The sequence below is a fragment of the Stenotrophomonas sp. YJH_SMC_65 genome, from assembly GCF_059369475.1.
On record NZ_JCAFSR010000002.1, the window covers coordinates 564958 to 589426 of the forward strand.

Genomic DNA, 24469 nt, shown 5'->3' on the forward strand with positions numbered 1-24469 from the left:
GACGAAGACGGGGATTGCGCCGCCAAAGGCGGGCAGGCGGCGATGAATCCGGGACGCGCAGGCGTAGACTCGGCGCTACCGCGCAACCGCGCCGTCACTTCAGCGAGCTGCCGCATGAGCGATCACGTCCCGGTGTCCAGGCCCAATCCGTTCCTGGAACGCCTGTTCGGCGGCAACATGCTGGAAGGCACGTTCAAGGCAGTGATCTGGGTGGCGATCCTGTGCGCGCTGCTGGCGTGGACCACGCTGCGCTGAGCGACGCTACCGCGTGGGCTTGGCTGCTGATGCAGTGAATACGGGTGCCGCGGCAAGGGTGCGGCGGCAGTGTCCGTGCATGTGCCGTCAGGCGCTGAAGGCCTGGCGCAGGCTGCGCAGGGTTGCCTGGCGGTGCTCCCTGGCCGTCGGCTCGCCCATCTCCAGTTCCTGCAGGCGCAGTCCAACCAGGGTCATCGACAACGCATAGCCGCGTGCCGCGTCGGCAACGCGTGACAGGCCCACTGCACGGCGTGCCAGTGCATTCACATGTTCAAGGTCGGGCATCAGTCCCAGATAGACGCGCTCGGCGCTGTCCAGGTCGGGCGCGCGCAGGATCGCGTGGGCTTCGGTGGCGGAGGAGACGGAGGCCATGGGGGTCCTTGTCCGTAGGGGGCGCTCGCTCAGAATGAGCGCATCAGGGAAACGAAGGCCGACGTCTGCGTGCCACGTCGTGCCATCGGGCTGTCCTTCACTGCATCACCGAACCACTGGTTGGCCACCACGCCGGTGGCGCGCCATTTGGTGCCCAGTGGCGTGCTGACCGCGATCTGCAGGCTCGGCGACGTGGTGCTGCCGGGGCGGTAGGCGGCAAGGCCCGAGCGCAGGGCTTCTTCATCGCTGATGCCGTAGTAGTAGTCGAGCAGCCGTGCACTGGAGTGCACCACGCCCGCCCGCGGCACCCAGGTGAAGCGACCCGCCTGGATCGGGTAGCTGTAATGCAGGCGCGACTCGAAACCGCCGCCATGGCCGGTCACTTCGCGCATCACGCTGGCCTCGACCATGCCCCAGTCGGCGCTGTACTCGCCGTTGATGCCGGCCATGGCCGACATCTGCCGGCTGTGCAGGCGGCGCAGCTGAGCATCGTTCACGTCGTTGGTCTTGAAGCGCAGCGTGTAGGGCGTGACCGCTGCCGACAGGCGCAGGCCCTGGCCCTTGTAGAGGTACATGCCCAGCGAGCCGGGGCTGGCGAAGAAGCGCTCGCCCTGCCAGGCAATGGCCGGTACCACCAGCGGTTTGACGTCGTAGTGCGCGTACGCACCGGAGGTCGCGCCAGCGCTGATGCCGGCCTGTACGCCCGGGTTCTGCTCTGCAGCGTGGGCGAGCAACGGCACGCCGAGGGCAGCGGTGAACAGCAGCGGGCGCAGCAGGGTCGGGGACAGCGACGGCATCGATCAGCCACGTTGCGGAGGATGGCTGCGCATGGTGAGGGGGCAACATTGTCAGAACATTGCGCCCGCGTGATCGGCACGCATGGGCGCAAAACCCTGGCGCCAGGCACTATGATCGGCAGCGTTTCCGGCAGACGAGTTCCTGATGCGCATCCTCCTGGTCGAAGACGATCCTGATCTGTCCCGCGCCCTGCAATCGGGCCTGGAGCGGCAGGGCGTGGTCGCCGACGTGGTCGGCAGCCTGGCCGAGGCCGCGCTCGCGTTGCGCGAACCGGTGCACCAGCTGCTGCTGCTCGATCGCCAGCTGCCCGATGGCGATGGCGCCGGATTCGTCGCGACGGCGCGTGCGCTGCGGCCGAACCTGGCGGTGATCATGCTGACCGCCAAGGGCACGCTGTCGGACAAGGTCGAAGGCCTGGACGTCGGTGCCGATGACTATCTGGTCAAGCCGGTGGCGATCGAGGAACTGATGGCGCGCATCCGCGCGGTATCGCGCAGGCCTTCGGCGATGGTGACACCGAGCCTGCGGCTGGGGCGGCTCGAGTTCGATTTCGAATCGCTGCAGGCGCAGGTGGAGGGCCAGCCTCTGGCGCTGCCACGTCGGCAGGTACTGGTGCTGCAGGCATTGGCGATGCGGCAGGGGCGCACGGTCACCCGCAGTGCGTTGGAGGCTGCGGTGTACGGTTTCGACGATGAGATCCAGTCCAATGCGCTCGACGCGCACATCTCCAAGCTGCGCAAGGCACTGCAGCAGGCCGGTGCCGGCGTCGAGATCCACGTGATACGGGGCGTCGGCTACCTGCTGGCGGAGGCCTGAGATGGCCCGTCCGATCCGTTCGATCACCCTTGGCCTGGCCTGGCGCCTGTTCCTGGCGCAGGCCTTCACCGTACTGTTCGCGGTGGTCGCGCTGATCCTGACCTGGGGTGACAAGGACTCCTGGGGCATGGACATGTTCGTTGCCGAGGCGGTGGCCAAGGCGGTGCACAGCGAAGACGGCCGCCTGGTGCTGGACCAGGCGCGCTGGGACAAGCTTGATGCCAACGCCGGGGGAAATCTCTGGTTCGCCGCGGTGGATGACAAGGGCATGTGGCTCGAGCGCGGCACCATCCCCGCGATCCACGCGCCGATGCTCGCGCGGTTGCCGACCGTGGGTGCCACCGAGCTGGGTTCGCTGGTACCGCCCTACCTGGACGTGGCGCGGGTGATGATCCGCAACGAGGATGGGCGCCGCATCACCGTGATGGTCGGTGGAGCACCCAAGGGCGGGCTGCTGGACGGTGCGCTGATGGTGCTGCGCCTGATCGGCCTGTGGTTCTTCCTGCCACTGATCGTGGTCACCCTGCTGGTGATGCCGACCGTGATCCACCGTGCCATGCGCGGTGTGCGCCGTTCCGCGCAGCAGGCCAAGGAGCTGGACATCGGCCAGCCCGGTGCGCGGCTGGATGCGCGGCTGGTCTCCACGGAAGTGGCGCCGCTGGTGGAAGCGTTCAACGATGCCATCGACAAGGTGCAGCAGGGCTACGCCGCGCGCGACAAGTTCCTTGCCGACGCAGCGCACGAGCTGCGCGTGCCGATCGCCGTGGTGCAGGCGCGCCTGTCGCAGCTGCCGCAGGGCGAGCTGAAATCGCAGTTGCTGACCGACGTGGCGCGGCTGGGCAATGTTGCCGAGCACCTGCTTGATCTGCAGCGGCTTGACCGCAATGTCGGCGCATTGCAGCGGCTGGACCTGGCCCTGCTGGTGCGTGAGGCAGCCGCGGACCTGGCGCCGTTGGTGGTGGGCGCCGGCTATGGATTCGAAGTGGACGCGCCGGAAGCGCCGGTGTGGATCCACGGTGACAGCCTGGCGCTGGGGCGGGTGATTGCCAATCTGGTACACAACGCGATCGTGCATGGTGGTGGCCGTGGCACCATCTGTGTGCGGTTGGACACGCGCGGGTTGCTGGAAGTCAGCGACCAGGGCGCGGGCATTCCAGTAGGCGACCGCGAGGCGATCTTCGAGCCGTTCCATCGCCTGCGCGCGGCGGGCAGCGGCAGTGGCCTTGGCCTGCACCTGGTGAAGGAGATCGTGCAGCACCATGGCGGCTCGGTCAGTGTCGGTGAGGCCGCGGGCGGCGGCGCAAGCTTCCGGGTCAATTTCCATCGCGGCAGCGCGCGGCGCTGACGCGTTTGCGGGGCAAGTCCCGATAGGCAACCTGCCGCCGGCAGCGGCAGGCTGGCCTCATGGCCATCGAGCGCTCCCCGTCTCCCTTGCTGGGCAGTGGCACCGCTGGGGCGCTCACACTGGGGGCGTTGGGCTGCGTGCAGCTGTCGCAGCTGCCGCCGCTGTGGGTCTGCACGGTGATGATCGTGCTTGGCATGGCCGGGTGGGGCCTGCGATGGCGGGGGCGCCTGCCGGCGGTCATGCTGCTCGGTGCCGGATGGACGTCGATGCACGCGCACTGGGCAATGCAGGACCAGCTGCCACCGGGCCAACCGGCTCGGGATGTAGTGGTCAGTGGCCGGGTCATCGATCTGCCGGATCATCGGGCCGCGCACACCCGCTTCCTGCTGCAGGTCAGCGAGAGCCGCGAACTGCCATCGCTGCGCGGCAAGCGCCTGCAGGTCACCTGGAACGACGGCTGGCAAGGCAGGTCCAGCGCCGCTGCCGAGGGGCGGCGCAGGCAGGTCCTGGCCGGTGCGCAGTGGCAGCTGGCGCTGCGTGTGCGGGCCCCTCGCTCGCGGATCAATCCCGGGGGTTTTGACAGTGAGCGTCATGCGCTGCTGCGTGGCGTAGCCGGCACTGGAACGGTGAGGGCGCCGGCCAGCGCGCGTGAGCTGCAGGCCGGACATGGCCTGCCTGCATGGCGTGAGCGCACCAGCGCCGCCATCGCGCTGCAAGTGGCCCATCCGGCCGCCCGTTTCGTGCAGGCGCTCGCCCTGGGCGACACGCGTGGCCTGTCCGACACCGATTGGGATCAGCTGCGGGCGCTGGGGCTGACCCATCTGGTGGCCATTTCCGGATTTCATGTCGGGGTGGTGGCGGGGCTGGGGGCGTTGCTGTGCCGAGGGCTGTGGTGGCTGTGCCCCCTGCTGGCCCGGCATTGGCCACGTCCACAGGCGGCGGCCTGCGCCGCGGCGCTGTCCGCAGCGGGCTATGCGGTGCTGGCCGGTGGTGAATTGCCGACCGTGCGCACGGCACTGATGATCGGGCTGGTGGCCCTGGCGCGCAGCGGGCGGCGCCCGCTGGGTCTCGTGCAGGGGCTTGCGCTGGCGGCGCTGGCGCTGCTGCTGCCGGCGCCCCTGTCGGTGCTGTCAGCGGGCTTCTGGCTCAGCTTCGGCGGCGTACTGTGGCTGGTGTGGTGCTTGCCGCAGGGACGTCCGCGCGGGGTGGCCGCCAACCTGCGCGGGTTCCTGGCCGCACAAGGGGTGGCCAGCGTCGGCCTGTTGCCGCTGGGCATCGCCTTGTTCGGTGGCACCGCCTGGCTGGGGCCGCTGGTGAACCTGCCGGTCATCCCGTGGTGGACATTGCTGGTGGTGCCCCTGTCGCTGCTGGGCACCGCCCTGCAGGCGCTGCACGACGGTGCTGGGTGCTGGGCGTGGCGCGCGGCGGCGTGGCTGTTCGAGATCAGCTGGCAGGCCCTGCAGCCACTGGCGGCGCACCCGCAGGCGATGTGGTGGTTGGCCGAGGCGCCGGCCTGGGCAGTGCCGGCGGCGCTGCTGGGGGTGTTCTGGTGGCTGCTGCCACGGGGTGCCGGGGGCTGGCTGGCTGGCCTGCTGCTGTGCCTGCCGCTGCTGTGGCCGGCGCGTGAGCGCCCGGCCGAGGGAGAGCTGGAGCTGCTGGTGCATGACGTCGGCCAGGGCACGGCGGTGTTGCTGCGTACTGCGCGGCATGCCCTCTGGTATGACGTGGGGCCGCCGAACGGGGGCGAGGGCAGCGAGCGGATCCTGGTTCCGTCACTGCGGGCCCTGGGCCAGGCGCCGCCCGAGCGGGTGCTGCTCAGCCACGACGATCTCGATCATGCCGGCAACCTGCCGAGCCTGCGTCTTCAGCTGCCGGGGCTGTCATTGCTGGCGCCGCCGGGAAGTACGATCGCCGGGGCCGGCCGTTGCCAGCGCGGCCTGCGCTGGCACTGGGATGGCGTCGATTTCCAGGTGCTGCACCCGGATGCCGGCAGCCAGCGGGCCGAAAACGAAGACAGCTGCGTGCTGCGCGTGGCCGGTGCCCATGGCGTGGTCCTGTTGCCGGGGGACATCGGCCGTCCGGCCGAACAGGCGCTGTTGCGGGCGTCTGCGGCGGCGCTGAAGGCGGATGTGGTGCTGGTGCCGCACCATGGCAGTGGCGGCAGCTCCAGCGCGCCCTGGGTGGCGGCGGTGTCAGCCCGGCTGGCATTGGTCTCGGCCGGCCACCAGAACCGTTTCGGCCACCCGCGCCAGGACGTGGTCCGGCGCTGGCAGGGACAGGGCGCCGAGGTGGTGTCCACTGCGGAGTCCGGGGCGATCCGCGTATGGCTTGGCGCACAAGGGCTGCAGCTGCGTGAACAGCGCATCCATGCATCCCGGTGGTGGGATGCCGCTGGGCGGGCGCGGTCGGCTGCTATCCTATCGCCGATCGAACAAGCGGCCGTTGGGCCGGAGGGTTGAAACGTGTGGGAACTGGTCAAGGCCGGTGGCTGGCCGATGGTGCCGCTGCTGCTGTTGGGCGTACTGGCTTTGGCGATCATCCTGGAGCGTTTCTGGTCCCTGCGGCGAACGGAGGTGCTGCCGCCCGGCCTCGGCCAGGAAGTGCGCAACTGGGCCGCGCGCGGCAAGCTTGACCCGGCGCACCTGCAGACCCTGCGTGCCAACTCGCCGTTGGGCGCGCTGCTGGCGGCCGCGCTGGAAGCCCGCAACCGCCCGCGCGACCAGATCCGCGAGCGCATCGAGGATACCGGCCGTCACCTGGTGCACCGCATGGAGCGGTTCCTCAACGCGCTGGGCACCATCGCTTCGGCTGGGCCGCTGCTGGGCCTGCTCGGCACCGTGATCGGCATGATCCAGATGTTCCTGGGCATCCTCGACCATGGCGTGGGTGATGTGAACCAGCTGGCCGGTGGCATCGGCAAGGCCCTGGTGTGCACCGCCACCGGCATGATCGTGGCCATCCCGGCACTGATGTTCCATCGCTACTTCAAGGGCCGCATCCACGGCTACGTGGTGGAGATGGAACAGGAGGCCAGCGCCCTGCTGGATACGCTCGACGGCCGCCCGGGGGTGATGAACCCGTCCCCGTCGGCGCGCCCGGCCAACGCCGCTGCGGCGAAGGCCTGATCGATGCGTATCGGCAATGACCGATCCCAGGATGAGCCGCATATCGATCTGGTCCCGCTGATCGACGTCATCCTGGTGCTGATCATCTTCTTCGTGGTCACCACCACCTTCGATGCGCGCTCGACGTTGCAGGTGCAGCTGCCCACCGCCAGCCAGCAGCCCAACAACGAACCGCCGCGTTCGCTCAGCGTGCTGATCAACGCCGAAGGCCGTTATTTCATCAATGACCAGGAAGTGCTGCGCAGCGATGTCGAGTCCGTCAAGCAGACCATCGCCGCCGTCGCCGGCAGTGATCGCAGCCAGCCCGTGCTGCTGCGCGCCGACGCGCGTACTCCCTACCAGGCCGTGGTGACTGCGCAGGACGCGCTCGGTCAGCTCGGTTTCCGTCGTATCGCCATTGCAACTGCGCCAGAGGTGCGTCCATGAGTTCCCATCACGCGCCGGTGTGGCCGATCTACAAACGTCTGCTGGGCTACACCCGCACCTACTGGGTGTTCATGGTGGGCGCGGTCATCGCCATGGTGGTCGAAGCCCTCGCCGGCTATCACTTCACCAAGCTGATGGAGCCGCTGGTCAACGAAGGTTTCGTCGATCCGCAGCCGCGCGCGGCCGTGGTGCTGCCGCTGACCATCCTCGGCCTGTTCCTGATGCGCAGCCTGGCCACCTGGGTCAGCGACTACACGCTGGCCAAGACCGGCCGCAGCGTGGTCCGCGACCTGCGTGAGCAGGTGCTGCAGAAGTACCTGCACCTGCCGTCGTCGCACTTCGATACCGAAGCGACGCCGGTAATGGTCAGCCGCCTCAACTTCGATACGGAACAGGTCACCCAGGCCAGTGCCGACGCGCTGAAGACCGTGGTCGCCGATACCCTCACCATCATCGCGATGCTGGCAGTGATGCTGCAGATGAGCGTCAAGGTGACCCTGGCGATGCTGCTGGTGGTGCCGCTGATCGGCGGCATCGTGTCCTACGTGGGCAAGCGCTACCGTCGCATCAGCCGCGGCATCCAGGACGGCATGGGCACGATGGCGCAGACTGCCGAGCAGTCGCTGGCCGCGCAGCAGGAAGTGAAGGTGCACGGCACCCAGCAGCATGAGATCTCGCGCTACTCGCGCCTGGCCAACCGCATGCTGGCGCTGAACATGAAGGTCGAGGTCACCCGCGCCGCCGCGTCCAGCGTGGTGCAGTTCCTGGCCGCACTGGCGCTGGCGGTGATCGTCTGGGTGTCGACCCGCGAAGCCCTGGCCGGCCGCCTCAATGCCGGCCAGTTCATGGGCCTGATGACCTCGATGATGGCCATCATTCCCTCGCTGCGCCGACTGACCAGCGTACAGACCTCGATTTCGCGCGGCGTCTCCGCCGCCGAGCGCCTGTTCGGCATCCTCGACATGCCGGTGGAGCGTGATGAGGGCCAGCACCGCGTGCAGCGCGTGCGCGGCGAACTGGCGTTCGACCACGTCATGCTGCGCTACCGCGAAGATAGCGGCATTGCCCTGGACGACATCAGTTTCGTTGCCAGGCCGGGCACGGTGACGGCCATCGTCGGCCGTTCCGGCAGCGGCAAGACCAGCCTGATCCGGCTGGTTCCGCGCTTCTACGAGCCCAGTGGCGGCGTCATCACCCTCGATGGCGTGGCCCTGGATGACTATCCGCTGGCCGACCTGCGCCGGCAGGTGGCGATCGTCGGGCAGAAGGTGATGCTGTTCGATGACACCATCGCGGCCAACATCGCCTACGGCATGGAGGCGACCGATGAGCAGATCCGTGCGGCGGCCGAAGCGGCCAATGCCTGGGAGTTCATCGCACGCATGCCGCAGCAGCTGCAGACCCCGGTCGGCGAGAATGGCGCGCTGCTGTCCGGTGGCCAGCGCCAGCGCCTGGCGATTGCCCGCGCGATCCTGCGCGACGCGCCGATCCTGATCCTCGACGAAGCCACTGCGGCGCTGGACAACGAATCCGAGCGCCTGGTGCAGGATGCGCTGCAGCGCCTGATGCCGGAACGCACCACGCTGGTCATCGCGCACCGCCTGTCGACCATCGAGCATGCCGACCAGGTGCTGGTGATGGACCATGGCCGCATCGTTGAACGTGGCACCCACAAGGAGCTGCTCGAACTGGGCGGCCTTTACCAGCATCTGCACAGCATGCAGTTCCGCGAAAGGCAGGACTGATGGCCGGCAAGGGTACCCAGACCCCGGCGTACTGGTACGACGGCAGCCCCGTTCCGTGGACGATGCGCCTGCTGGCGCCGCTGTACGCAGGTGTCACCGCGCTGCGCCGGCGCGCCTATCGGCGTGGCTGGCGCAAGCGCCACTCGCTGCCGGTGCCGGTCATCGTGGTCGGCAACATCACCGCCGGTGGTACCGGCAAGACGCCGCTGACCATTGCCCTGGTCGAGCGCCTGCGCGCGGCCGGCTGGAAGCCGGGCGTGGCCAGCCGTGGTTATGGTCGCGAAGACGCCGACAAGCCGCTGTGGGTGCAGGCCGATACGCCAACTGCCAAGGGCGGTGACGAGCCGGTGCTGATCGCCTGGAAGACCGGTGTGCCGGTGCGCGTGGACCGCGACCGTGTCGCCGCCGGCAAGGCGCTGATCGAGGCCGGCTGCGATGTGATCGTCTGCGACGATGGCCTGCAGCACTACCGCCTGGCGCGCGACATCGAGATCGAAGTGGTCGATGCGCAGCGTCGCTACGGCAATGGCCGGATGATTCCGGCCGGGCCGTTGCGCGAGCCGGTCAGCCGCGCCAGCGAATGCGATTTCCGGGTGGTCAACCTCGGCCAGGCCGATGAGGAAGCCGCAGCGCAGGCCTGTGGCTTCGGCCAGTGGCCGATGGCGCTGCACATCGACAGTGCACAGCCGCTGGCCGGTGGCCGCGCTCGCCCGCTGGCGTACTTCAAGGGCCAGCGCGTGCATGCGGTGGCCGGCATTGCCCATCCCCAGCGCTTCTTCGACATGTTGCGCGCGCGCGGGATCGGCGTGGTGCCGCATGCGTTCGCCGACCACCAGGCCTACCAGCCGCAGGACCTGTCCTTCGGCAGCCAGCTGCCGGTATTGATGACCGAGAAGGACGCGGTGAAATGCCGTGCGTTCGGCAACGACTGGCACTACGCGGTTCCGTTGCGCGCCGAGTTGCCCGCGGCGTTCTGGGTGGCGCTGACCGATCGCCTGGACAAGCTGCGGCCGAACTGAGTGGCGCGGCGGCGCTTGCATTCACGCGCTGCTGCCCGCATTCCCGTTGTAACGAGCCTGCCGAGTACCGCCTGCATGACTGAATTCGTCGTCGCCATTCCGGCCCGCTATGCCGCCTCGCGGCTGCCGGGCAAGCCGTTGCGCCCGCTGGGCGGCGAGCCGCTGGTGCTGCATGTGGCGCGCCGCGCGCTGCAGGCCGGTGCCCGTGAAGTCTGGGTAGCGACCGACGATCAGCGCATTGCCGATGCGCTGTCCGGGCTGGCCGAAGTGAAGGTGGCGATGACCGCGACCACGCACGCCTCCGGCACTGATCGCCTGGCCGAATGCGCACGCGTTGCAGGCTGGGCCGATGACACGGTGGTGGTCAACCTGCAGGGCGACGAACCGTTCGCACCGGCGGCCGGTATCCGTGCGGTGGCCGATGCGCTGGTCGCAGGCACTGCGACGATGTCGACTCTCGCCACGACCGTCGAGGACGCGCACACCCTGTTCGACCCGAACGTGGTGAAGCTGGTGCGCAACGTGCGCAACGAGGCGATGTACTTCAGCCGCGCGCCGATCGCCTGGCACCGCGACGGCTTCGCACGCAGCCGCGACACGCTGCCGGACGGCCACCACTGGTTGCGCCACATCGGCATCTACGGCTATCGCGCCGGCTTCCTGCAGCAGTTCGCGGCGATGCCGCCGGGCCAGCTGGAGCAGGTCGAATCGCTGGAGCAGCTGCGCGTGCTGGAAGCAGGCTATCCGATCAGCGTGGCGATCTCGCCCGAGCCGTTCCCGCCGGGCATCGACACGCCCGAGGACCTGGAGCGCGCCGAGGGGCTGCTGCAGGCGATGGCGCCGCGATGAGGCTGCTGGTCGTCTGCCTCGGCAACATCTGCCGTTCGCCGATGGCCGAAGGCGCGCTGCGCGCACGCCTGGATGCCTCGCCGCTGGCCGGGCGGGTGCAGGTTGATTCGGCTGGCACCGGCGACTGGCATGTGGGCGAGCCGCCGGACCGCCGCGCGATCGCCTGCGCGGCCGGGCACGGCGTGGACATCGGCGGCCTGCGCGCACGCCAGCTGCAGGACGTGGATTTCGACCGTTTCGACTGGATCCTGTGTGCCGACGAGGCCAACCTGCGTGATGCCGGGCGCCTGGCGTCGGCGGCCCAGCGTGAACGGCTGGCGTTGTACCTGCCCTGGTCGGGCGTTCAGGGGCGGGTAGCCATCCCCGACCCCTACACCGGCGGCAGCGATCATTTCGAACAGGTCTGGTCGCTGGTCGACGATGCTGCAAAACGTGCGGTGGCACGACTGTTGCATGACGCCGACTCCGGCATAATCGGGTCATGAACGTCCAGCCCGTCCCGGACCTGCCCGAGTTCGCCACCTGGCTCAATGCCACCCCTTGCACCCTGACCGAACTGCGCGGCAGGCCGGTCGCGCTGCTGTTCGTCAATGCGGCCTCCGCCTGGAGTGCGCAACGCCTGGCCGAGTTCGGCCAATGGCTGTCGCGCCACCCCGGCAAGCTGCAGCCGCTGGTGCTGCAGGTGCCGCGCTTCGATTTCGAGCGCGACGCCAGTGCCGCACTGAAGCTGCTGCGCCGCCAGGGTCTGGCCATGCCCGTACTGCTCGATGCCGATTGGGATGGCTGGCGCCGCTTCGGCGTTACCGCCTGGCCGACCGTGGTGCTGCTGGACGCGCAGGGTCGCGAGCAGCAGCGGCTGGTCGGGCAGGGAGCACCCGGTGAACTGGAGCGCGCCCTGAACACGCTGTGCCAGGGCGCGCCTTCGGCGCCGCCGCGCGGCGGCAGCGAACTGCATCCGGAACCACGCCAGGCGCTGCGGTTCCCGCTGGGCCTGGCGGTCAGCACCGAACGCCTGTACATCGCCGACAGTGGCCACCACCGCATTCTCGAATGCAGCCATGGCGGCCGCATCCTGCGCCAGTTCGGCCTCGGTACCGCCGATTTCATGGACGGCAACCTGGCCGAAGCGGCGTTCCACCGCCCGCAGGCGCTGGTGCTGGAGCGCGATTCGCTGTACGTCGCCGACACCGGCAACCATGCGGTGCGCCGCATCAACCTGCTGACCGGCATCGTCGACACGCTGTGTGGCAACGGACGTCCCGGTGCGCCGATGGAAGGTCCGGTGGCGCAGGCGCGGCAGGTCTCGCTGGACCATCCTGTCGGCCTGGCCATCGCCGACAACCAGCTGCACATCGCGATGGCCGGCGACAACCGCATCTGGAGCTACCACCTGGGCCAGCGCAGCCTGCAATGGCGCGCCGGCAGTGGTTCCATCGACGAGCGTGACGGCAGCGGCCACCTGGCTGCCTTTGCCCAACCGACTGCGCTGGCCGTGGTGCAGCAGGTGTTGTACGTCGCCGACGCCTTGGGATCCTCGATCCGTGCACTGCAACTGCGCGGCGACCTGGTGCAGACGCTGGTCGGGCAGGGGCCCTGGCGCTTCGGCAGCGAAGACGGCCCGCGTGCGCAGGCCAGCCTGCAGTATCCGCAGGCTATCGCATTGAGCGCGGACGCTCCGCTGCTGTGGATTGCCGATACCGGCAACGGTCGCCTGCGCACGCTGCGCCTGGGCGGCGGTGAACTGACCACCCAGCCGCTGCCGCGCCGCCTGCATGGCCCGGCCGGATTGGCGGTGGGCGCCGGTGCGGTGTGGATCGCCGAGACTGACGCCCATGCCGTGCTGCGATTCGACCCCGACAGCGGCGTGCTCAGCGAAGTCCCGATCAGCGAATGACCGACGTTCCCGCCCCGGCCTTCGACGGCAAGGCCTTCGCGGCCCAGCTCAGCACCGCCCCTGGCGTGTACCGCATGTACGCCGCCGACGACACCCTGCTGTACGTGGGCAAGGCGCGCGCGCTGCGCAACCGTGTCGGCAGCTATTTCAACGGCAGCCCGAAGAACGCGCGGATCATGTCGATGATCTCGCAGATCACGCGCATGGACGTGACCGTGACGCGCTCGGAAGCCGAGGCGTTGCTGCTGGAAAACCAGTTGATCAAGTCGCTGTCGCCGCGTTACAACGTCTCGCTGCGTGACGACAAGACCTACCCGCATGTGCTGCTGACCCGCGAGGACTGGCCGCGCATCGCACTGCATCGTGGCCCGCGTGCCATTCCCGGGCGCTACTTCGGGCCGTATCCCGGCGTCACCGCCGTGCGCGAGACGCTGAACCTGATGCACAAGCTGTTCAAGCTGCGCAGCTGCGAGGACAGCGTGTTCCGCAACCGTTCGCGACCGTGCCTGCAATACCAGATCGGGCGTTGCAGCGCGCCCTGCGTGGAGCTGGTCCCGGCGCCGGAGTACGCCGAGTCGGTGCGCCGCGCCGCCCTGTTCCTGGAAGGCAAGAGTGACGAGCTGACCCGCGAACTGGGCGAGCAGATGCAGGCCGCCAGCGAGGCGCTGGAGTTCGAGCAGGCCGCGCGCCTGCGCGACCTGATCTCCTCGCTGCGCAGCATGCAGACCCGCCAGTACGTGGATGGCCGCGCCGCGGACCTCGATGTGCTGGCCGTGGCCATGCAGGGCTCGCAGGCCTGCGTGCTGCTGCTGGCCTTCCGTGATGGCCGCAACCTCGGCACCCGCCCGTTCTTCCCGCGCACCAATGGCGAGGAAAGCCCGGAAGAGGTGCTTGCCGCCTTCGTCTCGCAGTACTACATCGAATTCGAGCCGCCGCGCGAGATCCTGCTGGACCGCGAGATTCCCGACGCCGACCTGCTGGTCGCCGCGCTGTCGGCCTCGGCCGAGCGCAAGGTGCAGCTGAAGTGGAACGTGCGCGGCGAGCGCGCCGGCTATGTGGAGCTGGCCAGCCGCAACGCGCAGCTGACCCTGGCCACCGAACTCAACAGCCGCAACGCGCAGCATGCACGCAGCGATGCGCTGCGCGAGATGCTGGGCCTGGCCGAGCCGGTCAAGCGTGTCGAGTGTTTTGATATCAGCCACACCCTGGGCGAGGCCACCGTAGCCTCGTGCGTGGTGTTCGACGCCGCCGGCCCGGTGCGCGCGCAGTACCGCCGTTTCAACATCAGCGGCATCGAGCCGGGCGACGACTACGCCGCCATGCGCCAGGCCATCGACCGCCGTTTCCGCCGCGCAGTGGAAGAGCAGGGCGTGCTGCCGGACGTGCTGCTGATCGACGGTGGCGCCGGCCAGCTGTCGCAGGCCCAGGCCGCACTGGCCGATCTGGGCGTGGAAGGCGTGCTGCTGGTGGGCGTGGCCAAGGGCGTGGAGCGCCGTGCCGGCCACGAGGCGCTGGTGATGCCCGATGGCCGCGAGCTGCGCCCGGGCGCGGCCAGCCCGGCGCTGCAGTTCATCCAGCAGGTGCGCGACGAGGCGCATCGCTTCGCCATCACCGGCCACAGGGGGCGCCGCCAGAAGGCGCGGATGACCAGCAAACTGGAGGATATCCCCGGCATCGGGCCGCGCCGCCGCGCCAGCCTGCTCAAGCATTTCGGCGGCCTGGTGGGCCTGAAAGCCGCTGGCGAAGCCGAGATCGCCAAGGTGGAAGGCATCAATGACGCCCTCGCGGCACGTATCTACGCTAACCTGCACGGGTTGGCCACGCCTGATGCGGCCGAGTAGAGAGAGAAGCACGCAAGCATGAAGTTGACCCTGCCCACCTGGCTGACGTTGTTGCGGATCGTGATGATCCCGGTGCTGGTGCTGGTGTTCTACCTGCCCTACACCTGGACCAACTTCGCTTCGGCGGCGATCTTCGGCCTGGCCGCGATCACCGACTGGCTCGATGGCTGGATCGCACGCCGTTACCAGCTGGAGTCGGCCTTTGGCGCCTTCCTCGACCCGGTCGCGGACAAGCTGATGGTAGCGGTGGCGCTGTTCCTGATCGTGCAGGGTCACCCGACGCCGTGGATGGCGTTCTGGGCGGCGGTCATCGTCGGCCGCGAGATCGCGGTGTCCGCGCTGCGCGAATGGATGGCCGAGCTGGGCCAGCGCGCGAAGGTGCGCGTGGCGATGATCGGCAAGGTCAAGACCACCGCGCAGATGGTCGCGCTGTTGTGCCTGCTGTATTCGGTGGCCCCGAACGTGCCGGTGGAAGACATCTGGATGGGCTGGCCGGTGTTCCATATCGGCGACTGGACCCTGGCCATTGCCGCCGTGCTGACCCTGTGGTCGGGCCTGCAGTACCTGCACGCCGCCTGGCCGAGCCTGCGCGACGATGAGCGTGCGGCTCGCGAGCGTGCGCGGCAGAAGAAGCTGGGCGGCAACTGAGCCCGGGGTCTGAGCCCCGGGGTCGGATCCCTTTCCGAAGGAAAGGGCTCTGACCCCATCGATGCGCCTATCCCCGCATGGCGTGGACCTACTGGAAATGCTGCGTCCACGGATGGTGCGGATCCATCGGTTTGCGGGGATGCCGTGGTAGATCCACGCCATGCATGGATACGCGGTGCAAGGCGCCTCGCAGGCCCCGGAAAAACCGCTTGACGCCATCCTTGGAACAGGTAGAATTTCGCCTCCCAAGCGGGAATAGCTCAGTTGGTAGAGCGCAACCTTGCCAAGGTTGAGGTCGCGAGTTCGAGTCTCGTTTCCCGCTCCAGATTCAAGAAGAACGCTCCCGGAAGGGAGCGTTTTTTCGTTTGTGTGCAGGGCACTTCATCCCTGCTTCACCGCCACCCCATCGCCTCACCACGCGTGCTCGCGAAGCTGTATCTCCGTTCCAGCCCGGCGATGCCGCGATGCCTCATCAATCCTCTGCTTACGACCACGATGTGGTCATCGTCGGCGCCAGTTTCGCCGGCGCCGCCTGCGCATTGGCCGCTGTCCAGTACGGGCTGCGCGTCTGCGTGCTGGAACGCAAGGCCGACCCCGGTGAGCGCCTGCACACCACCGGCATCGTGGTGAAGGAAGCGATGGAGCAGACCTGGCTGGGGCGCATGCCCGAGCATCTGGTGCAACGAGTCGCAAACGTGCGCCTGTATGCGCCGAACCTGCGCAGCGTGTTGCTGGCCGCACCGGGCTATTACTTCCTCACCACCGATACGCCGAACCTGATGCGCTGGCTGGCCCGTGAGCTGCGCGCGAATGGCGTCGACCTTCGCCTGCAACAGTCCTTCACCGACGCCCATCGCAGTGGTGACGGCTGGCAGGTGGAAGGGGCAGGGCGCTGCGCCTATCTGGTTGGCGCTGACGGCGCACGCTCACGCGTGGCACAACGCACCGGGCTTGGCCAGGTGCGTGACAACCTCTACGGCGTCGAGCGTGAGTTCGCCGGCCTCCAGGTGTCGCAGGGCGATGCACTGCATTGCTTCGTCAGCAAGCGCTACGCACCGGGCTACATCGGCTGGGTCGCGCAGAATCCGACCGGGCTGCAGGTGGGATTGGCGCTGCGTCATGACCCGCAACAGGTACGGCCGCCGGATATCGATGGCTTCCTCGACCACGTGCGCAATGTGGTCGGCATTCCGCCTTCGGCGCGTCCCTCGGCCACCCGCGCCGGCTTGGTCCCGTGCGGCCGGCCGGATGGGCCCTTCACCGGCCAACGCGTGATCCTGACCGGCGACGCGGCAGGCATCGTCTCGCCGCTGTCCGCCGGCGGCATCCACTCCTCGTGGCGGCACGGCTGGGCGGTCGGTGAGGCGATTTCCCGCCATCTGCGTGGGCAAGGGCCGGAAGCGGAACGGGTGGCGCGGCAGGTGGCGCCGGCATTCCACGGCAAGCGCCTGCTGCGCTGGGCGATGGACCATCTGCAGGCCGACTGGCCGCTCAACGCACTGCTGCACACGGGGGCCACGCGGCGCATCGCCGAGCAGGTCTACTTCCACCGCCGTGGCCTGCGAACCTGAGGTGTCGGTCCTGAGGGCCTGAACGCCTCCCGCAATGCCGGTGAAAATTCCTGTTGACGCCGTGCAGCAATATCGACACAATAGCGCTCCTTCGACGCAGGTCGAACGGAATCTGCGGGAATAGCTCAGTTGGTAGAGCGCAACCTTGCCAAGGTTGAGGTCGCGAGTTCGAGTCTCGTTTCCCGCTCCAGATTCAAGAAAAACGCTCCCGCAAGGGGGCGTTTTTCGTTTGTCATGACGTTGGCCAGGCGGGTCGCTACAGGCGGGCCACGACATTTTCATGGTGGGCGTGGTAAGTCTGCAGCTGGGGGCGATTCCGACATTGGTGTCGCAATCGGCATGACGGGGGGGCGCAGCGATCGTGGGGACGATCGGAAGCACCTGGCATGAGGGGCTGCAACAGACGCAATGACCTGGAATCCGCACCAGTGTTCCGCCTGCTGCAGGCACTGAAAGGCTGGCGAAAGGCCTGCGCCGGCGTTGCCTGAACCGCACGGGTGCTGTGACCTTTTTCGGACCATTTCTCCATGTTCGCTCCACAATCGCACGGTAGCCTTCATGCTCCTTCTACACGTTGGCGGGCTGGTGGTCAGGCGTATCACTTCAGTGGCAGTGCCCAGGACGGGGCGCGGACTCTCCCTGCAGGCAGTGCTGCGACCCGGCGCGCTGCTCGCAAGTCTCGCATTGGCGGGCTGCATGTCGGTGCCGGTTCCGGATCTGCCTGATCGCACGCCCAGCACCTGGACCCAGGTGCCGCAGGGCCAAGGCGTGGCGGTGGACGCCAAACAGTGGTGGAAAGTGTTGTCCGATCCAGCGCTGGATGGACTGGTCGATCAGGCCATCGCCGGCAACCTCGACCTGCAGCAGGCCACGCTGCGCCTGCAGGCCGTGCGGATTGTCGCCGGCACGTCCGATTCGCGCTTCCTGCCGGAAATCACCGCCAGCGCCAAGCAGGTGCAGGATGCCGCTGCGGTCGACACCTACTTCCACGCGGGTATCGAAGCGATCTGGGACCTGGGCCTGTTCGGCGCCGCCGAGAGCGCGCAGTTGAGCGCGCAGGCGTCGGCCGGCAACGCCGAGGCGCTGCGTGGTGCCGCGCAGGTCGCGGTGATCGCCGACGTGGTGCGCAGCTATCTGGATCTGACCGTGGCGCAGGCCCAGCAGGACCTGTTGGCCCGCCAGCAGGCGGTGGACGATCGCGGCGAACAGTTGGCCCTGGTACGCCAGCGCCTGCGCCTTGATGAGCCCGGCGAACTTGATCGCCTGCGTGCACGCCAGGCCGCCACCCGCGCGGCCACGGCGCAGGCACGGGAAAACGCGGACAACGCTGCCCGTGCGTTGGCTTTGCTGCTGGGACGCGATGGCCCGGACCCGGCTTGGCGTGCCTATCGCACGCCGCCGACGCTGGGTGCGTTCTCGCTGCAGCAGGTCCCGGCCGATCTGCTGCGCCATCGGCCGCAGATCCTGCTGGCCGAATCGGAGGTGATGCAGGCTGCTGCCAGCAAGGGTTCGGCACGCGCCGCGATGTATCCGCGTGTCAGCCTCGGTGGCTCCATCCTGTACGCCTACAACCTCACCCAGAACGCCCGCTCCAATTCCGATTCGAGCCCGTCGATCGGCCCGTACATCGATATTCCGCTGTGGGACTGGGGCCAGCGCCGCGCACGCTTCCATGCCGATGAAAAGCAGCTGGATGCCGCCTTGCTGGGTTACCGCAAGGCGGTGCTGGAAGGCGTGAGCGAAGTGGAAGGCGCGCTCGGCAGCCTGGCGCGCCAGGACAGCAGCATCCAGTCGCTGCGCGCGGCCGATGATGCCGCCGGGCAACAGGTCAAGCGGCAGGCGCGGCAGGTGCAGTTGGGGCTGTCCAGCGAATTCGACGGGCTTGACGGGCAGCGTGCGGCACTCGCCGCGCAGGCCGACCTGATCGGTGCACAGGGTGCGCGCGTGCTGGCCTTTGCGTCGCTTTACCGCGCCCTCGGTGGTGCTCCGTTGCCTGTCGAGGGTGAGGGCGAATCGCAATGATCGCGCTGGCCCGCAAGACCCTGGCCTATGAATGGCGCCGGTTCCTGCCGGTGGTGCTGGCGATGTGCTTCGCCGGTGTGCTGTTGATCGTGCAGGCGGCACTGGTGCTGGGCATCTTCGGTACCGCTGCGATCTACGTGAAAGCGTCCTCGGCCGACATCTGGGCCGGCTTCCCCGGCACCCAGAGCGTCAACTACGGCCATGCGATCAGCGCCGACGTCGAAAGCCACCTGCGCATGGACCCGGATGTCACCCGCGTCGAACCCTACGAGTGGGTCGATGGCGAATGGCGCTCGGGTGCGCAGGGTACCGGCAACGTGTCGGTGTACCTGTCCGGCATCTCCACCGGCGATGACGCAATGATGTTCGCGCGCATCCTGCCTGCCGACCTGCGCGCGCAGCTGCGCGAGCCGGGGGCGGTGATCGTCGACAGCGCCGACCTGGATACGCTGGGCGTGGACCTGCAGAGCAACCGTGCATGGATCAATGGCAAGGCGGTGCGCGTGGTCGCCGCGCAACCCGGCCTGCGTGGCCTCGGTGGCGTCAACGTGCTGGCCTCGCTGGATACCGCGCGTGCCATCGCCGGTACCGATCCGCACGAGGGCAGTACCTATTTCGTGGCGGGCCTGCGCTCGCCGGACCTGGCCGACCGCGTGCGCGACCGCCTCGCTGCGTCGATGGGCCAGGCCACGCCGGTCGAGTTCTGGACCGCGCCGGCGTTCGCCAGCCGTTCGCAGCAGTACTGGTTGTTCGACACCGGCGCCGGCATCGCGGTGCTGTTCATGGCGGTCATCGTCTGCTTCGTCGGCGCGGTGATCACCAACCAGTCGTTCGCCTCGGTGGTGGCTGGTTCGGTGCGCGAGTACGCCACGCTCAACGCGCTCGGCGCAGGTCGCTACGCGCTGGCACGGGTGGTATTCGAGCAGGCATTGCTGATCGGTGGCGTGGGCATGTTGCTGGCGGCGGCGTTCAGTACCGTCGTGCTGTTGATCGCACAGTCCCAGCGCGTGCCGGTGCAGCTGACGCCGATGGTCATCATCGGCTGCGTGGCGCTGGTCGCGGTGATGGCCATGCTGTCGAGCATCATGGCGGTACGCAGTGTGGTCCGCTCCGATCCATCGTTGCTGCTGCGTTGAGGACCGGCCGATGACCTCCAAACATGCCGTCGCTCCCACGTTGCAGGCCGACGCGCTGGAAAAAGCCTTCATGTCCGGCGATATGCAGGTGCCAGTGCTGCGCGGCCTGTCGCTGGACATCTATCCGGGCGAGTTGACCCTGGTCTCGGGCCCTTCGGGGTGCGGCAAGAGCACGCTGCTGTCGCTGCTGTCCGGCCTGTCCGCGCCGGATGGCGGTCGCGTGCACGCGCTGGGCCAGGACGTGGGCCACATGACCCGCGGCGAGGTGGAGCGCTTCCGCCTGCACCATGTCGGCTTCGTGTTCCAGGGCTTCAACCTGTTCCCGGCGTTGACTGCGCTGGAGCAGGTGCAGCTGCCGCTGGGCTACCGCGGCATGCGCAATCGCGAAAGCGAGCCGCTGGCGCGCAAGGCGCTGGAAGAAGTGGGCCTCAGCCACCGCAGCCACATGCGTCCGGCGCAGCTGTCCGGCGGCGAGAAGCAGCGCGTGGCCGTCGCCCGTGCCTTCGCCAAGTCGCCGACGCTGATCTTCGCCGACGAACCCACCAGCGCGCTGGACGCCGAGAACGGCCAGCGCGTGATCGACATCCTGCACCGCTACGCACGTGCGCATGGCGCCACCGTGCTGTGCGTGAGCCACGATCCGCGCCTGATCCGGCATGCCGATCGGGTGATCGCCATGGAAGACGGCATGGTCCGTGATGACCGCCGCCAGAACGAAACCGTAGAGTCCGCCCCATGACCAAGACGTCGCACCTGCTTCCCCTCAGCCTGGTACTGTCCGCGGCACTGCTGCTTTGCGCCTGTTCCAGGGACGCGCCCGCCCAGGCACCTGCAGGTAAAGCCAGCACTGCCACCGCCGGCAAGGTTGCGGTGGCGCGCGGCATCATCGATGTCGAGGGTGGCCTGATCGCGCTGGCGCCGCCGGTGGATGGTTCGATCACCGCCGCGCTGGTGAAGGAGGGCGCCACGGTGAAGAAGGGGCAGCTTCTGCTGTCGCTGGACGGTGCGCTGCTGCAGCAGGAAGTGGCGATGGCCACCGCTGATCTCGCACTGGCCAATGACCGCCTGAAGGGCAGCCAGGCGCAGCTGCGCGAACTGGAGCGCAATGCCACCCGCCTGTCCACGGGTGCGAGCGAAGGCGTGTCGTCCAACCAGCAGGCCGATGCGGCCAAGCAGCAGCTGGCTGGCGTACGCGCCGATGTCGACGTGGCCGGTGCGCAGGTCGACATGGCCCAGCACAAGCTGGAACACGCCAGGCTGAAACTGCAGCAGATGTCGCTGAGCGCGCCGGAAGCCGGCACCGTGGTCGGCCAGGTGCCGGGCCTCGGCGCCTTCGTGCAGGCCGGCAAGCCGGCGATATCACTGCTGCCGGCGCGCCCGCTGCAGGTACGTGCCGAACTCAGCGCGGCCTACGCCGATGCCGTGCAGGTGGGCATGAGGGCCACCGTGGTGCCAGACAGCGATGGTGCCGAGAACGCCAGCACGCTGCCGCCCGCACGCGTGGTACGCATCAGCCCGGTGTTCGCGCAGGCTCGCCTGCCTGAAGACGCGGGGCGTGGCGTGGCCAAGGTGGTGGAGTGCGTGCTGGAGTTCGATGGCGAGGCCAAGGCGCGCTTCGGCCAGCATGTGCGGGTGGAGTTCCGGAAGTAGGCCTAGTGCTGCAACGGGGGCGCATCCGCGCGCCCTCGACGCCTGAACGCCCGCCACGCGCTCACCGCCGACACCATGCACAGCGCCAGCAGCAGGCCCACGTCCAACAGCAGCAGCCACAGCAGATGCATGCCTTGTACCGGCGGCTGATGCATCGCCGACAGCATCCACGGCACCGACCACAGCAGCAGAAGGGCGAAGGCGATCAGCAGGCGCAGCCACAGGCGTTTCAGTCTCCACGGCCGCACGATCAAGGCGGCTACCACCAGTTCGACCGTGCCCAGCAACGCGAAGACGATGACGGTGCTGGTCGGGTAGGGCAGTTCGGCGCCTTCCAGGTGGTGCAGCAGCCAGTAGTCCGGAGTGAAGCCGGCATTGACCAGTGCGGCGATCAGCGCCAGCCAGGTCAGCGCGACCAGCAGCCAGAACAGGCGGATGTAACGTCTAGGCATCGGTGGTGTCCGTGGTGTAGCGGGAGGTTGCCCGCGACGAATAGCGCAGGCTTGCGGCGATTGCGGCCAGTGCCAGCAGGCCAGGTCCAACGGTGAAGTACACCAGGCGCAGCGGATGGTCGTGCATCAGCGTCCAGCTGGCGAACGCCAGCGGCGCCGCCAGCACCAGCAGCTTGGCGAACAATGGCCGCAACACTGCGATCAGCAGCTGGGCGCCAATGAACATCCAGAACAGATGGAACTGGGCGATGCCCAGGCCGATGTCGCGATGGGCGGTGAAGCCGAAATGGTCGCGATACCAGTTCATTCCCAGCGGAATCAGTGCCCAGTACAGCAGCGCCACCAGCAGATGCAGCAGCAGGGCGATCAACAAGGGTTTGCCGCGAAGGAACATGGGCGCATGGGGCTGGGCGGGGCAGCGTACCCCAGTGCGGACGCCAGTGACCGCATGATGTGAAGACTGTTGACGGCGTGAAGGAATTTGGACACAATAGCGCTCCTTCGACGCAGGTCGAACGGAATCTGCGGGAATAGCTCAGTTGGTAGAGCGCAACCTTGCCAAGGTTGAGGTCGCGAGTTCGAGTCTCGTTTCCCGCTCCAGATTCTACAGGGCCCCGGTAGGGGCCTTGTTTTTCTCCCGCCACGGCAAGGCGGGGCACGTTGAGCCACAAGGCTTTGCGCGCAGTCAGAAAGGTGAAATCGCTGGTGTGTTTTCCGGATTTCCGGTAGCATGTCGGCTTACGCGGGAATAGCTCAGTTGGTAGAGCGCAACCTTGCCAAGGTTGAGGTCGCGAGTTCGAGTCTCGTTTCCCGCTCCATGTTCCGACAGGCCCCATCATGGGGTTTTGTCTTGTCAGGGTTCCGTTCCTGGCGCGCAGTACGTTGGCCTCATGGCAGAGTGGCTATGCACCGGATTGCAAATCCGTTTACAGCGGTTCGATTCCGCTTGAGGCCTCCAATTGAAAAGCCCTGACTCCGGTCAGGGCTTTTTTGTTGGCTACGATTGCTTTCCCGCTTGCGCGATCGTTGCGCGGCCTGGCGGCCAGTCATGGCGGATCCGGTGGCGCTACACTGGTCTGATGAACCAGATTGATCACTTCCGCGGCGCCTTGCTCGGCCTCGCGTGCGGCGATGCCGTCGGTACCACGCTGGAGTTCAAGCCTCGTGGCAGCTTCACCCCGATCGCCGACATGGTGGGTGGTGGGCCGTTCCAGCTGCAGCCGGGGCAATGGACCGACGATACCTCCATGGCGATGTGCCTGGCCGAGAGCCTGGTGCGTTGTGACACCTTCGATGTGCACGATCAGATGAACCGCTACGCCAACTGGTACCGGCATGGGTACTGGAGTGCGACCGGCGAGTGCTTCGATATCGGTATGGCAACGCGGGCTGCGATCGACCGGTTCCTGCAGGATGGCCATCCGCTGGCGGGTAGTGACGACCCACGCAGCGCTGGCAATGGCTCGATCATGCGTTTGGCGCCGGTGGCATTGCGCTACGCCGGGACCCCCGACCTGCAGGCAATGGCCGAGCTGAGTTCGCGAACGACGCACGCTGCGCAGGAGTGCCTGGAGGCGTGCCGCTTGCTGGCGGTCGCGCTGGAGCGGGCGTTGGCAGGTGGCACCCGTGACGCGGTGCTGGATCTCAGCAATGTCCCCGTTGAGAGCGCGCGGCTGCAGCAGATCGCGGCGGGCGGCTACCGCGGTGCCGCGCGTGAGCAGATCCGTGGCAATGGCTATGTTGTCGACAGTGTCGAAGCTGCACTCTGGTGCTTTGATCGCCACGACACCTTTGAAGCCGTCGTACTCGAGGCGGCCAATCTTGGCGAGGACGCCGACACCACGGCCGCCATCGCGGGGCAGCTGGCGGGCGCATTCCATGGTGCGCGCGGAATCCCCGGGCGGTGGTTGCAGCGGCTGGCCCTGCGTGCCGAAATCCAGGCGCTGGCCGATGCGCTGCACGCCTTGAACCGGGGCAGCGACCGCGCTGCGTGAGTCGGGTTCCCTGCCCGTGAACTGCGCCGGCAGGACGCTCCCTGCCGTCGCCATTTCCGACGCCGCGAGGGAACCCGTGCGGCAGCTCGCATGCCGCGGCCGCCAGTCTCAGCCACCCACGACATGGAAAGGCGCTATGGTCGGGTTCCACGTCTCAGGGAGCCGCAATGGCGAGCAAGGACATCACGCGTCGCTTCAGCCACGGAGCGAAACGGAAATGAGCAAAGTCATGGCAGATGTGCGTTGGCTGACCTTTCGGTTGAAGAACGGGCAATCCATCGGGCCGGAGCGGCTGAAGGACGGATGGGTGATTGCCTCGGAAACCGCCCGCTGCGAGGTCCGCCGCGAGCATATCGAGGGATCGGGCCTGGTGTATGCGCTGTATGCGCCGGCCAGCCTGGCCTCACCGCGGCGCGCGGAAATGCGCATGCGCGAATTCCTGATGAGCTCGGGCTACACCTTCACGATGGGCACGCTGGGCGGCTGACTGGGCCCGTCATGGTCGCGCTCG

At 68.0% G+C, this 24469-nt stretch carries 24 protein-coding genes and 5 tRNA genes; 25 read left to right on the forward strand and 4 right to left on the reverse strand.

Translation table 11 applies throughout. From position 1 onward, the window contains the following. Nucleotides 1–114 precede the first annotated feature (114 nt). Nucleotides 115–255: a hypothetical protein gene (locus tag AC5P7A_RS05630; protein WP_162838510.1), complete on the forward strand. Its 141-nt coding sequence runs from the start codon at nucleotides 115–117 to the stop codon at nucleotides 253–255. An 87-nt stretch (nucleotides 256–342) separates the two neighbouring features. Here the strand turns inward: AC5P7A_RS05630 and AC5P7A_RS05635 are convergent, their stop codons facing one another. Next, nucleotides 343–627 carry a hypothetical protein gene (locus AC5P7A_RS05635; protein WP_014646601.1) on the reverse strand — a complete coding sequence of 95 codons (285 nt, stop codon included), beginning with the start codon at nucleotides 625–627 and terminating at the stop codon, nucleotides 343–345. A 29-nt stretch (nucleotides 628–656) separates the two neighbouring features. Continuing rightward, on the reverse strand, nucleotides 657–1424 hold the full coding sequence (locus tag AC5P7A_RS05640) for a MipA/OmpV family protein (RefSeq protein WP_227863822.1): 768 nt from the start codon (nucleotides 1422–1424) through the stop codon (nucleotides 657–659). 145 nt (nucleotides 1425–1569) lie between these two features. Between AC5P7A_RS05640 and AC5P7A_RS05645 the strand changes: the two genes are divergently transcribed. From AC5P7A_RS05645 to AC5P7A_RS05735, 19 genes are all read left to right on the forward strand, one after another. Then, the gene (locus tag AC5P7A_RS05645) at nucleotides 1570–2241 is read left to right on the forward strand and encodes a response regulator transcription factor (RefSeq protein ID WP_005415973.1); all 672 of its coding nucleotides are present in this window, start codon (nucleotides 1570–1572) and stop codon (nucleotides 2239–2241) included. 1 nt (nucleotide 2242) lies between these two features. Continuing rightward, nucleotides 2243–3586, forward strand: a complete 1344-nt coding sequence (locus AC5P7A_RS05650; RefSeq protein ID WP_014646603.1) for a sensor histidine kinase — start codon at nucleotides 2243–2245, stop codon at nucleotides 3584–3586. A gap of 59 nt (nucleotides 3587–3645) precedes the next feature. Next, a complete protein-coding gene (locus AC5P7A_RS05655; RefSeq protein WP_049442250.1) occupies nucleotides 3646–6045 on the forward strand; it encodes a DNA internalization-related competence protein ComEC/Rec2 in 2400 nt (799 codons plus the stop codon). A 3-nt stretch (nucleotides 6046–6048) separates the two neighbouring features. Beyond that, nucleotides 6049–6711: a MotA/TolQ/ExbB proton channel family protein gene (locus AC5P7A_RS05660; RefSeq protein WP_014646605.1), complete on the forward strand. Its 663-nt coding sequence runs from the start codon at nucleotides 6049–6051 to the stop codon at nucleotides 6709–6711. Nucleotides 6712–6714: 3 nt separating this feature from the next. Then, complete coding sequence (locus AC5P7A_RS05665; RefSeq protein WP_014036620.1) at nucleotides 6715–7137, forward strand: ExbD/TolR family protein; 423 nt, start codon at nucleotides 6715–6717, stop codon at nucleotides 7135–7137. Next, complete coding sequence (msbA, locus tag AC5P7A_RS05670) at nucleotides 7134–8882, forward strand: lipid A export permease/ATP-binding protein MsbA (protein WP_014646606.1); 1749 nt, start codon at nucleotides 7134–7136, stop codon at nucleotides 8880–8882. The genes AC5P7A_RS05665 and msbA overlap by 4 nt, the downstream gene beginning before the upstream one ends. Further along, complete coding sequence (lpxK, locus tag AC5P7A_RS05675) at nucleotides 8882–9901, forward strand: tetraacyldisaccharide 4'-kinase (RefSeq protein ID WP_049442251.1); 1020 nt, start codon at nucleotides 8882–8884, stop codon at nucleotides 9899–9901. Before msbA ends, lpxK begins: the two co-directional genes overlap by 1 nt. Before the next feature lie 75 nt (nucleotides 9902–9976). Beyond that, the gene (gene kdsB / locus AC5P7A_RS05680; protein ID WP_049442253.1) at nucleotides 9977–10750 is read left to right on the forward strand and encodes a 3-deoxy-manno-octulosonate cytidylyltransferase; all 774 of its coding nucleotides are present in this window, start codon (nucleotides 9977–9979) and stop codon (nucleotides 10748–10750) included. Then, nucleotides 10747–11235 carry a low molecular weight protein-tyrosine-phosphatase gene (locus tag AC5P7A_RS05685; protein ID WP_049442255.1) on the forward strand — a complete coding sequence of 163 codons (489 nt, stop codon included), beginning with the start codon at nucleotides 10747–10749 and terminating at the stop codon, nucleotides 11233–11235. The genes kdsB and AC5P7A_RS05685 overlap by 4 nt, the downstream gene beginning before the upstream one ends. Further along, nucleotides 11232–12644 (forward strand): hypothetical protein, encoded by a 1413-nt coding sequence (locus AC5P7A_RS05690; protein ID WP_014646610.1) that lies wholly within the window; start codon nucleotides 11232–11234, stop codon nucleotides 12642–12644. Before AC5P7A_RS05685 ends, AC5P7A_RS05690 begins: the two co-directional genes overlap by 4 nt. Then, complete coding sequence (gene uvrC / locus AC5P7A_RS05695; RefSeq protein ID WP_014646611.1) at nucleotides 12641–14485, forward strand: excinuclease ABC subunit UvrC; 1845 nt, start codon at nucleotides 12641–12643, stop codon at nucleotides 14483–14485. The genes AC5P7A_RS05690 and uvrC overlap by 4 nt, the downstream gene beginning before the upstream one ends. Before the next feature lie 18 nt (nucleotides 14486–14503). Further along, nucleotides 14504–15133, forward strand: a complete 630-nt coding sequence (gene pgsA, locus AC5P7A_RS05700; protein ID WP_495219942.1) for a CDP-diacylglycerol--glycerol-3-phosphate 3-phosphatidyltransferase — start codon at nucleotides 14504–14506, stop codon at nucleotides 15131–15133. A gap of 249 nt (nucleotides 15134–15382) precedes the next feature. Beyond that, nucleotides 15383–15458: transfer RNA gene (locus tag AC5P7A_RS05705), tRNA-Gly, on the forward strand. A 139-nt stretch (nucleotides 15459–15597) separates the two neighbouring features. Next, the gene (locus AC5P7A_RS05710; protein ID WP_478406377.1) at nucleotides 15598–16704 is read left to right on the forward strand and encodes an NAD(P)/FAD-dependent oxidoreductase; all 1107 of its coding nucleotides are present in this window, start codon (nucleotides 15598–15600) and stop codon (nucleotides 16702–16704) included. A gap of 114 nt (nucleotides 16705–16818) precedes the next feature. Next, nucleotides 16819–16894 (forward strand) — tRNA-Gly (locus tag AC5P7A_RS05715). A gap of 368 nt (nucleotides 16895–17262) precedes the next feature. Beyond that, entirely contained in the window at nucleotides 17263–18726 is a 1464-nt protein-coding gene (locus AC5P7A_RS05720) for an efflux transporter outer membrane subunit (RefSeq protein ID WP_032959318.1), read from the forward strand. Further along, entirely contained in the window at nucleotides 18723–19862 is a 1140-nt protein-coding gene (locus AC5P7A_RS05725; protein WP_032959316.1) for an ABC transporter permease, read from the forward strand. Before AC5P7A_RS05720 ends, AC5P7A_RS05725 begins: the two co-directional genes overlap by 4 nt. Before the next feature lie 10 nt (nucleotides 19863–19872). Then, nucleotides 19873–20601 (forward strand): ABC transporter ATP-binding protein, encoded by a 729-nt coding sequence (locus AC5P7A_RS05730; protein ID WP_164167130.1) that lies wholly within the window; start codon nucleotides 19873–19875, stop codon nucleotides 20599–20601. Then, nucleotides 20598–21512 (forward strand): HlyD family secretion protein, encoded by a 915-nt coding sequence (locus AC5P7A_RS05735; RefSeq protein ID WP_014646637.1) that lies wholly within the window; start codon nucleotides 20598–20600, stop codon nucleotides 21510–21512. The genes AC5P7A_RS05730 and AC5P7A_RS05735 overlap by 4 nt, the downstream gene beginning before the upstream one ends. A 2-nt stretch (nucleotides 21513–21514) precedes the next feature. Here the strand turns inward: AC5P7A_RS05735 and AC5P7A_RS05740 are convergent, their stop codons facing one another. Continuing rightward, on the reverse strand, nucleotides 21515–21964 hold the full coding sequence (locus AC5P7A_RS05740; RefSeq protein WP_014646638.1) for a hypothetical protein: 450 nt from the start codon (nucleotides 21962–21964) through the stop codon (nucleotides 21515–21517). Continuing rightward, nucleotides 21957–22358, reverse strand: coding sequence for a hypothetical protein (locus AC5P7A_RS05745; RefSeq protein WP_046429875.1), 402 nt, complete (start codon nucleotides 22356–22358; stop codon nucleotides 21957–21959). Before AC5P7A_RS05745 ends, AC5P7A_RS05740 begins: the two co-directional genes overlap by 8 nt. Before the next feature lie 130 nt (nucleotides 22359–22488). Here AC5P7A_RS05745 and AC5P7A_RS05750 point away from each other — a divergent pair. The 5 genes from AC5P7A_RS05750 to AC5P7A_RS05770 all read left to right on the forward strand — a co-directional run bounded on the left by AC5P7A_RS05750 (nucleotide 22489) and on the right by AC5P7A_RS05770 (nucleotide 24445). After that, a tRNA-Gly gene (locus AC5P7A_RS05750) sits at nucleotides 22489–22564 on the forward strand. 142 nt (nucleotides 22565–22706) lie between these two features. Further along, nucleotides 22707–22782, forward strand: a tRNA-Gly gene (locus AC5P7A_RS05755). Between the two features lie 66 nt (nucleotides 22783–22848). Continuing rightward, nucleotides 22849–22922 (forward strand) — tRNA-Cys (locus tag AC5P7A_RS05760). Nucleotides 22923–23043: 121 nt separating this feature from the next. Continuing rightward, on the forward strand, nucleotides 23044–23958 hold the full coding sequence (locus AC5P7A_RS05765) for an ADP-ribosylglycohydrolase family protein (protein WP_495219947.1): 915 nt from the start codon (nucleotides 23044–23046) through the stop codon (nucleotides 23956–23958). Nucleotides 23959–24175: 217 nt separating this feature from the next. Then, nucleotides 24176–24445: a hypothetical protein gene (locus AC5P7A_RS05770; RefSeq protein ID WP_032959304.1), complete on the forward strand. Its 270-nt coding sequence runs from the start codon at nucleotides 24176–24178 to the stop codon at nucleotides 24443–24445. Nucleotides 24446–24469 lie beyond the last annotated feature (24 nt).

Excerpts from the sequence above, each read along its gene's own strand:
- AC5P7A_RS05630 (WP_162838510.1), top strand. The coding sequence starts at position 115 with ATGAGCGATCACGTCCCGGTGTCCAGGCCCAATCCGTTCCTGGAACGC.
- AC5P7A_RS05635 (WP_014646601.1), bottom strand. The coding sequence starts at position 627 with ATGGCCTCCGTCTCCTCCGCCACCGAAGCCCACGCGATCCTGCGCGCG.
- AC5P7A_RS05640 (WP_227863822.1), bottom strand. The coding sequence starts at position 1,424 with ATGCCGTCGCTGTCCCCGACCCTGCTGCGCCCGCTGCTGTTCACCGCT.
- AC5P7A_RS05645 (WP_005415973.1), top strand. The coding sequence starts at position 1,570 with ATGCGCATCCTCCTGGTCGAAGACGATCCTGATCTGTCCCGCGCCCTG.
- AC5P7A_RS05650 (WP_014646603.1), top strand. The coding sequence starts at position 2,243 with ATGGCCCGTCCGATCCGTTCGATCACCCTTGGCCTGGCCTGGCGCCTG.
- AC5P7A_RS05655 (WP_049442250.1), top strand. The coding sequence starts at position 3,646 with ATGGCCATCGAGCGCTCCCCGTCTCCCTTGCTGGGCAGTGGCACCGCT.
- AC5P7A_RS05665 (WP_014036620.1), top strand. The coding sequence starts at position 6,715 with ATGCGTATCGGCAATGACCGATCCCAGGATGAGCCGCATATCGATCTG.
- msbA (WP_014646606.1), top strand. The coding sequence starts at position 7,134 with ATGAGTTCCCATCACGCGCCGGTGTGGCCGATCTACAAACGTCTGCTG.
- lpxK (WP_049442251.1), top strand. The coding sequence starts at position 8,882 with ATGGCCGGCAAGGGTACCCAGACCCCGGCGTACTGGTACGACGGCAGC.
- kdsB (WP_049442253.1), top strand. The coding sequence starts at position 9,977 with ATGACTGAATTCGTCGTCGCCATTCCGGCCCGCTATGCCGCCTCGCGG.
- AC5P7A_RS05685 (WP_049442255.1), top strand. The coding sequence starts at position 10,747 with ATGAGGCTGCTGGTCGTCTGCCTCGGCAACATCTGCCGTTCGCCGATG.
- AC5P7A_RS05690 (WP_014646610.1), top strand. The coding sequence starts at position 11,232 with ATGAACGTCCAGCCCGTCCCGGACCTGCCCGAGTTCGCCACCTGGCTC.
- uvrC (WP_014646611.1), top strand. The coding sequence starts at position 12,641 with ATGACCGACGTTCCCGCCCCGGCCTTCGACGGCAAGGCCTTCGCGGCC.
- pgsA (WP_495219942.1), top strand. The coding sequence starts at position 14,504 with ATGAAGTTGACCCTGCCCACCTGGCTGACGTTGTTGCGGATCGTGATG.
- AC5P7A_RS05710 (WP_478406377.1), top strand. The coding sequence starts at position 15,598 with ATGCCTCATCAATCCTCTGCTTACGACCACGATGTGGTCATCGTCGGC.
- AC5P7A_RS05720 (WP_032959318.1), top strand. The coding sequence starts at position 17,263 with ATGCTCCTTCTACACGTTGGCGGGCTGGTGGTCAGGCGTATCACTTCA.
- AC5P7A_RS05725 (WP_032959316.1), top strand. The coding sequence starts at position 18,723 with ATGATCGCGCTGGCCCGCAAGACCCTGGCCTATGAATGGCGCCGGTTC.
- AC5P7A_RS05730 (WP_164167130.1), top strand. The coding sequence starts at position 19,873 with ATGACCTCCAAACATGCCGTCGCTCCCACGTTGCAGGCCGACGCGCTG.
- AC5P7A_RS05735 (WP_014646637.1), top strand. The coding sequence starts at position 20,598 with ATGACCAAGACGTCGCACCTGCTTCCCCTCAGCCTGGTACTGTCCGCG.
- AC5P7A_RS05740 (WP_014646638.1), bottom strand. The coding sequence starts at position 21,964 with ATGCCTAGACGTTACATCCGCCTGTTCTGGCTGCTGGTCGCGCTGACC.
- AC5P7A_RS05745 (WP_046429875.1), bottom strand. The coding sequence starts at position 22,358 with ATGTTCCTTCGCGGCAAACCCTTGTTGATCGCCCTGCTGCTGCATCTG.
- AC5P7A_RS05765 (WP_495219947.1), top strand. The coding sequence starts at position 23,044 with ATGAACCAGATTGATCACTTCCGCGGCGCCTTGCTCGGCCTCGCGTGC.
- AC5P7A_RS05770 (WP_032959304.1), top strand. The coding sequence starts at position 24,176 with ATGAGCAAAGTCATGGCAGATGTGCGTTGGCTGACCTTTCGGTTGAAG.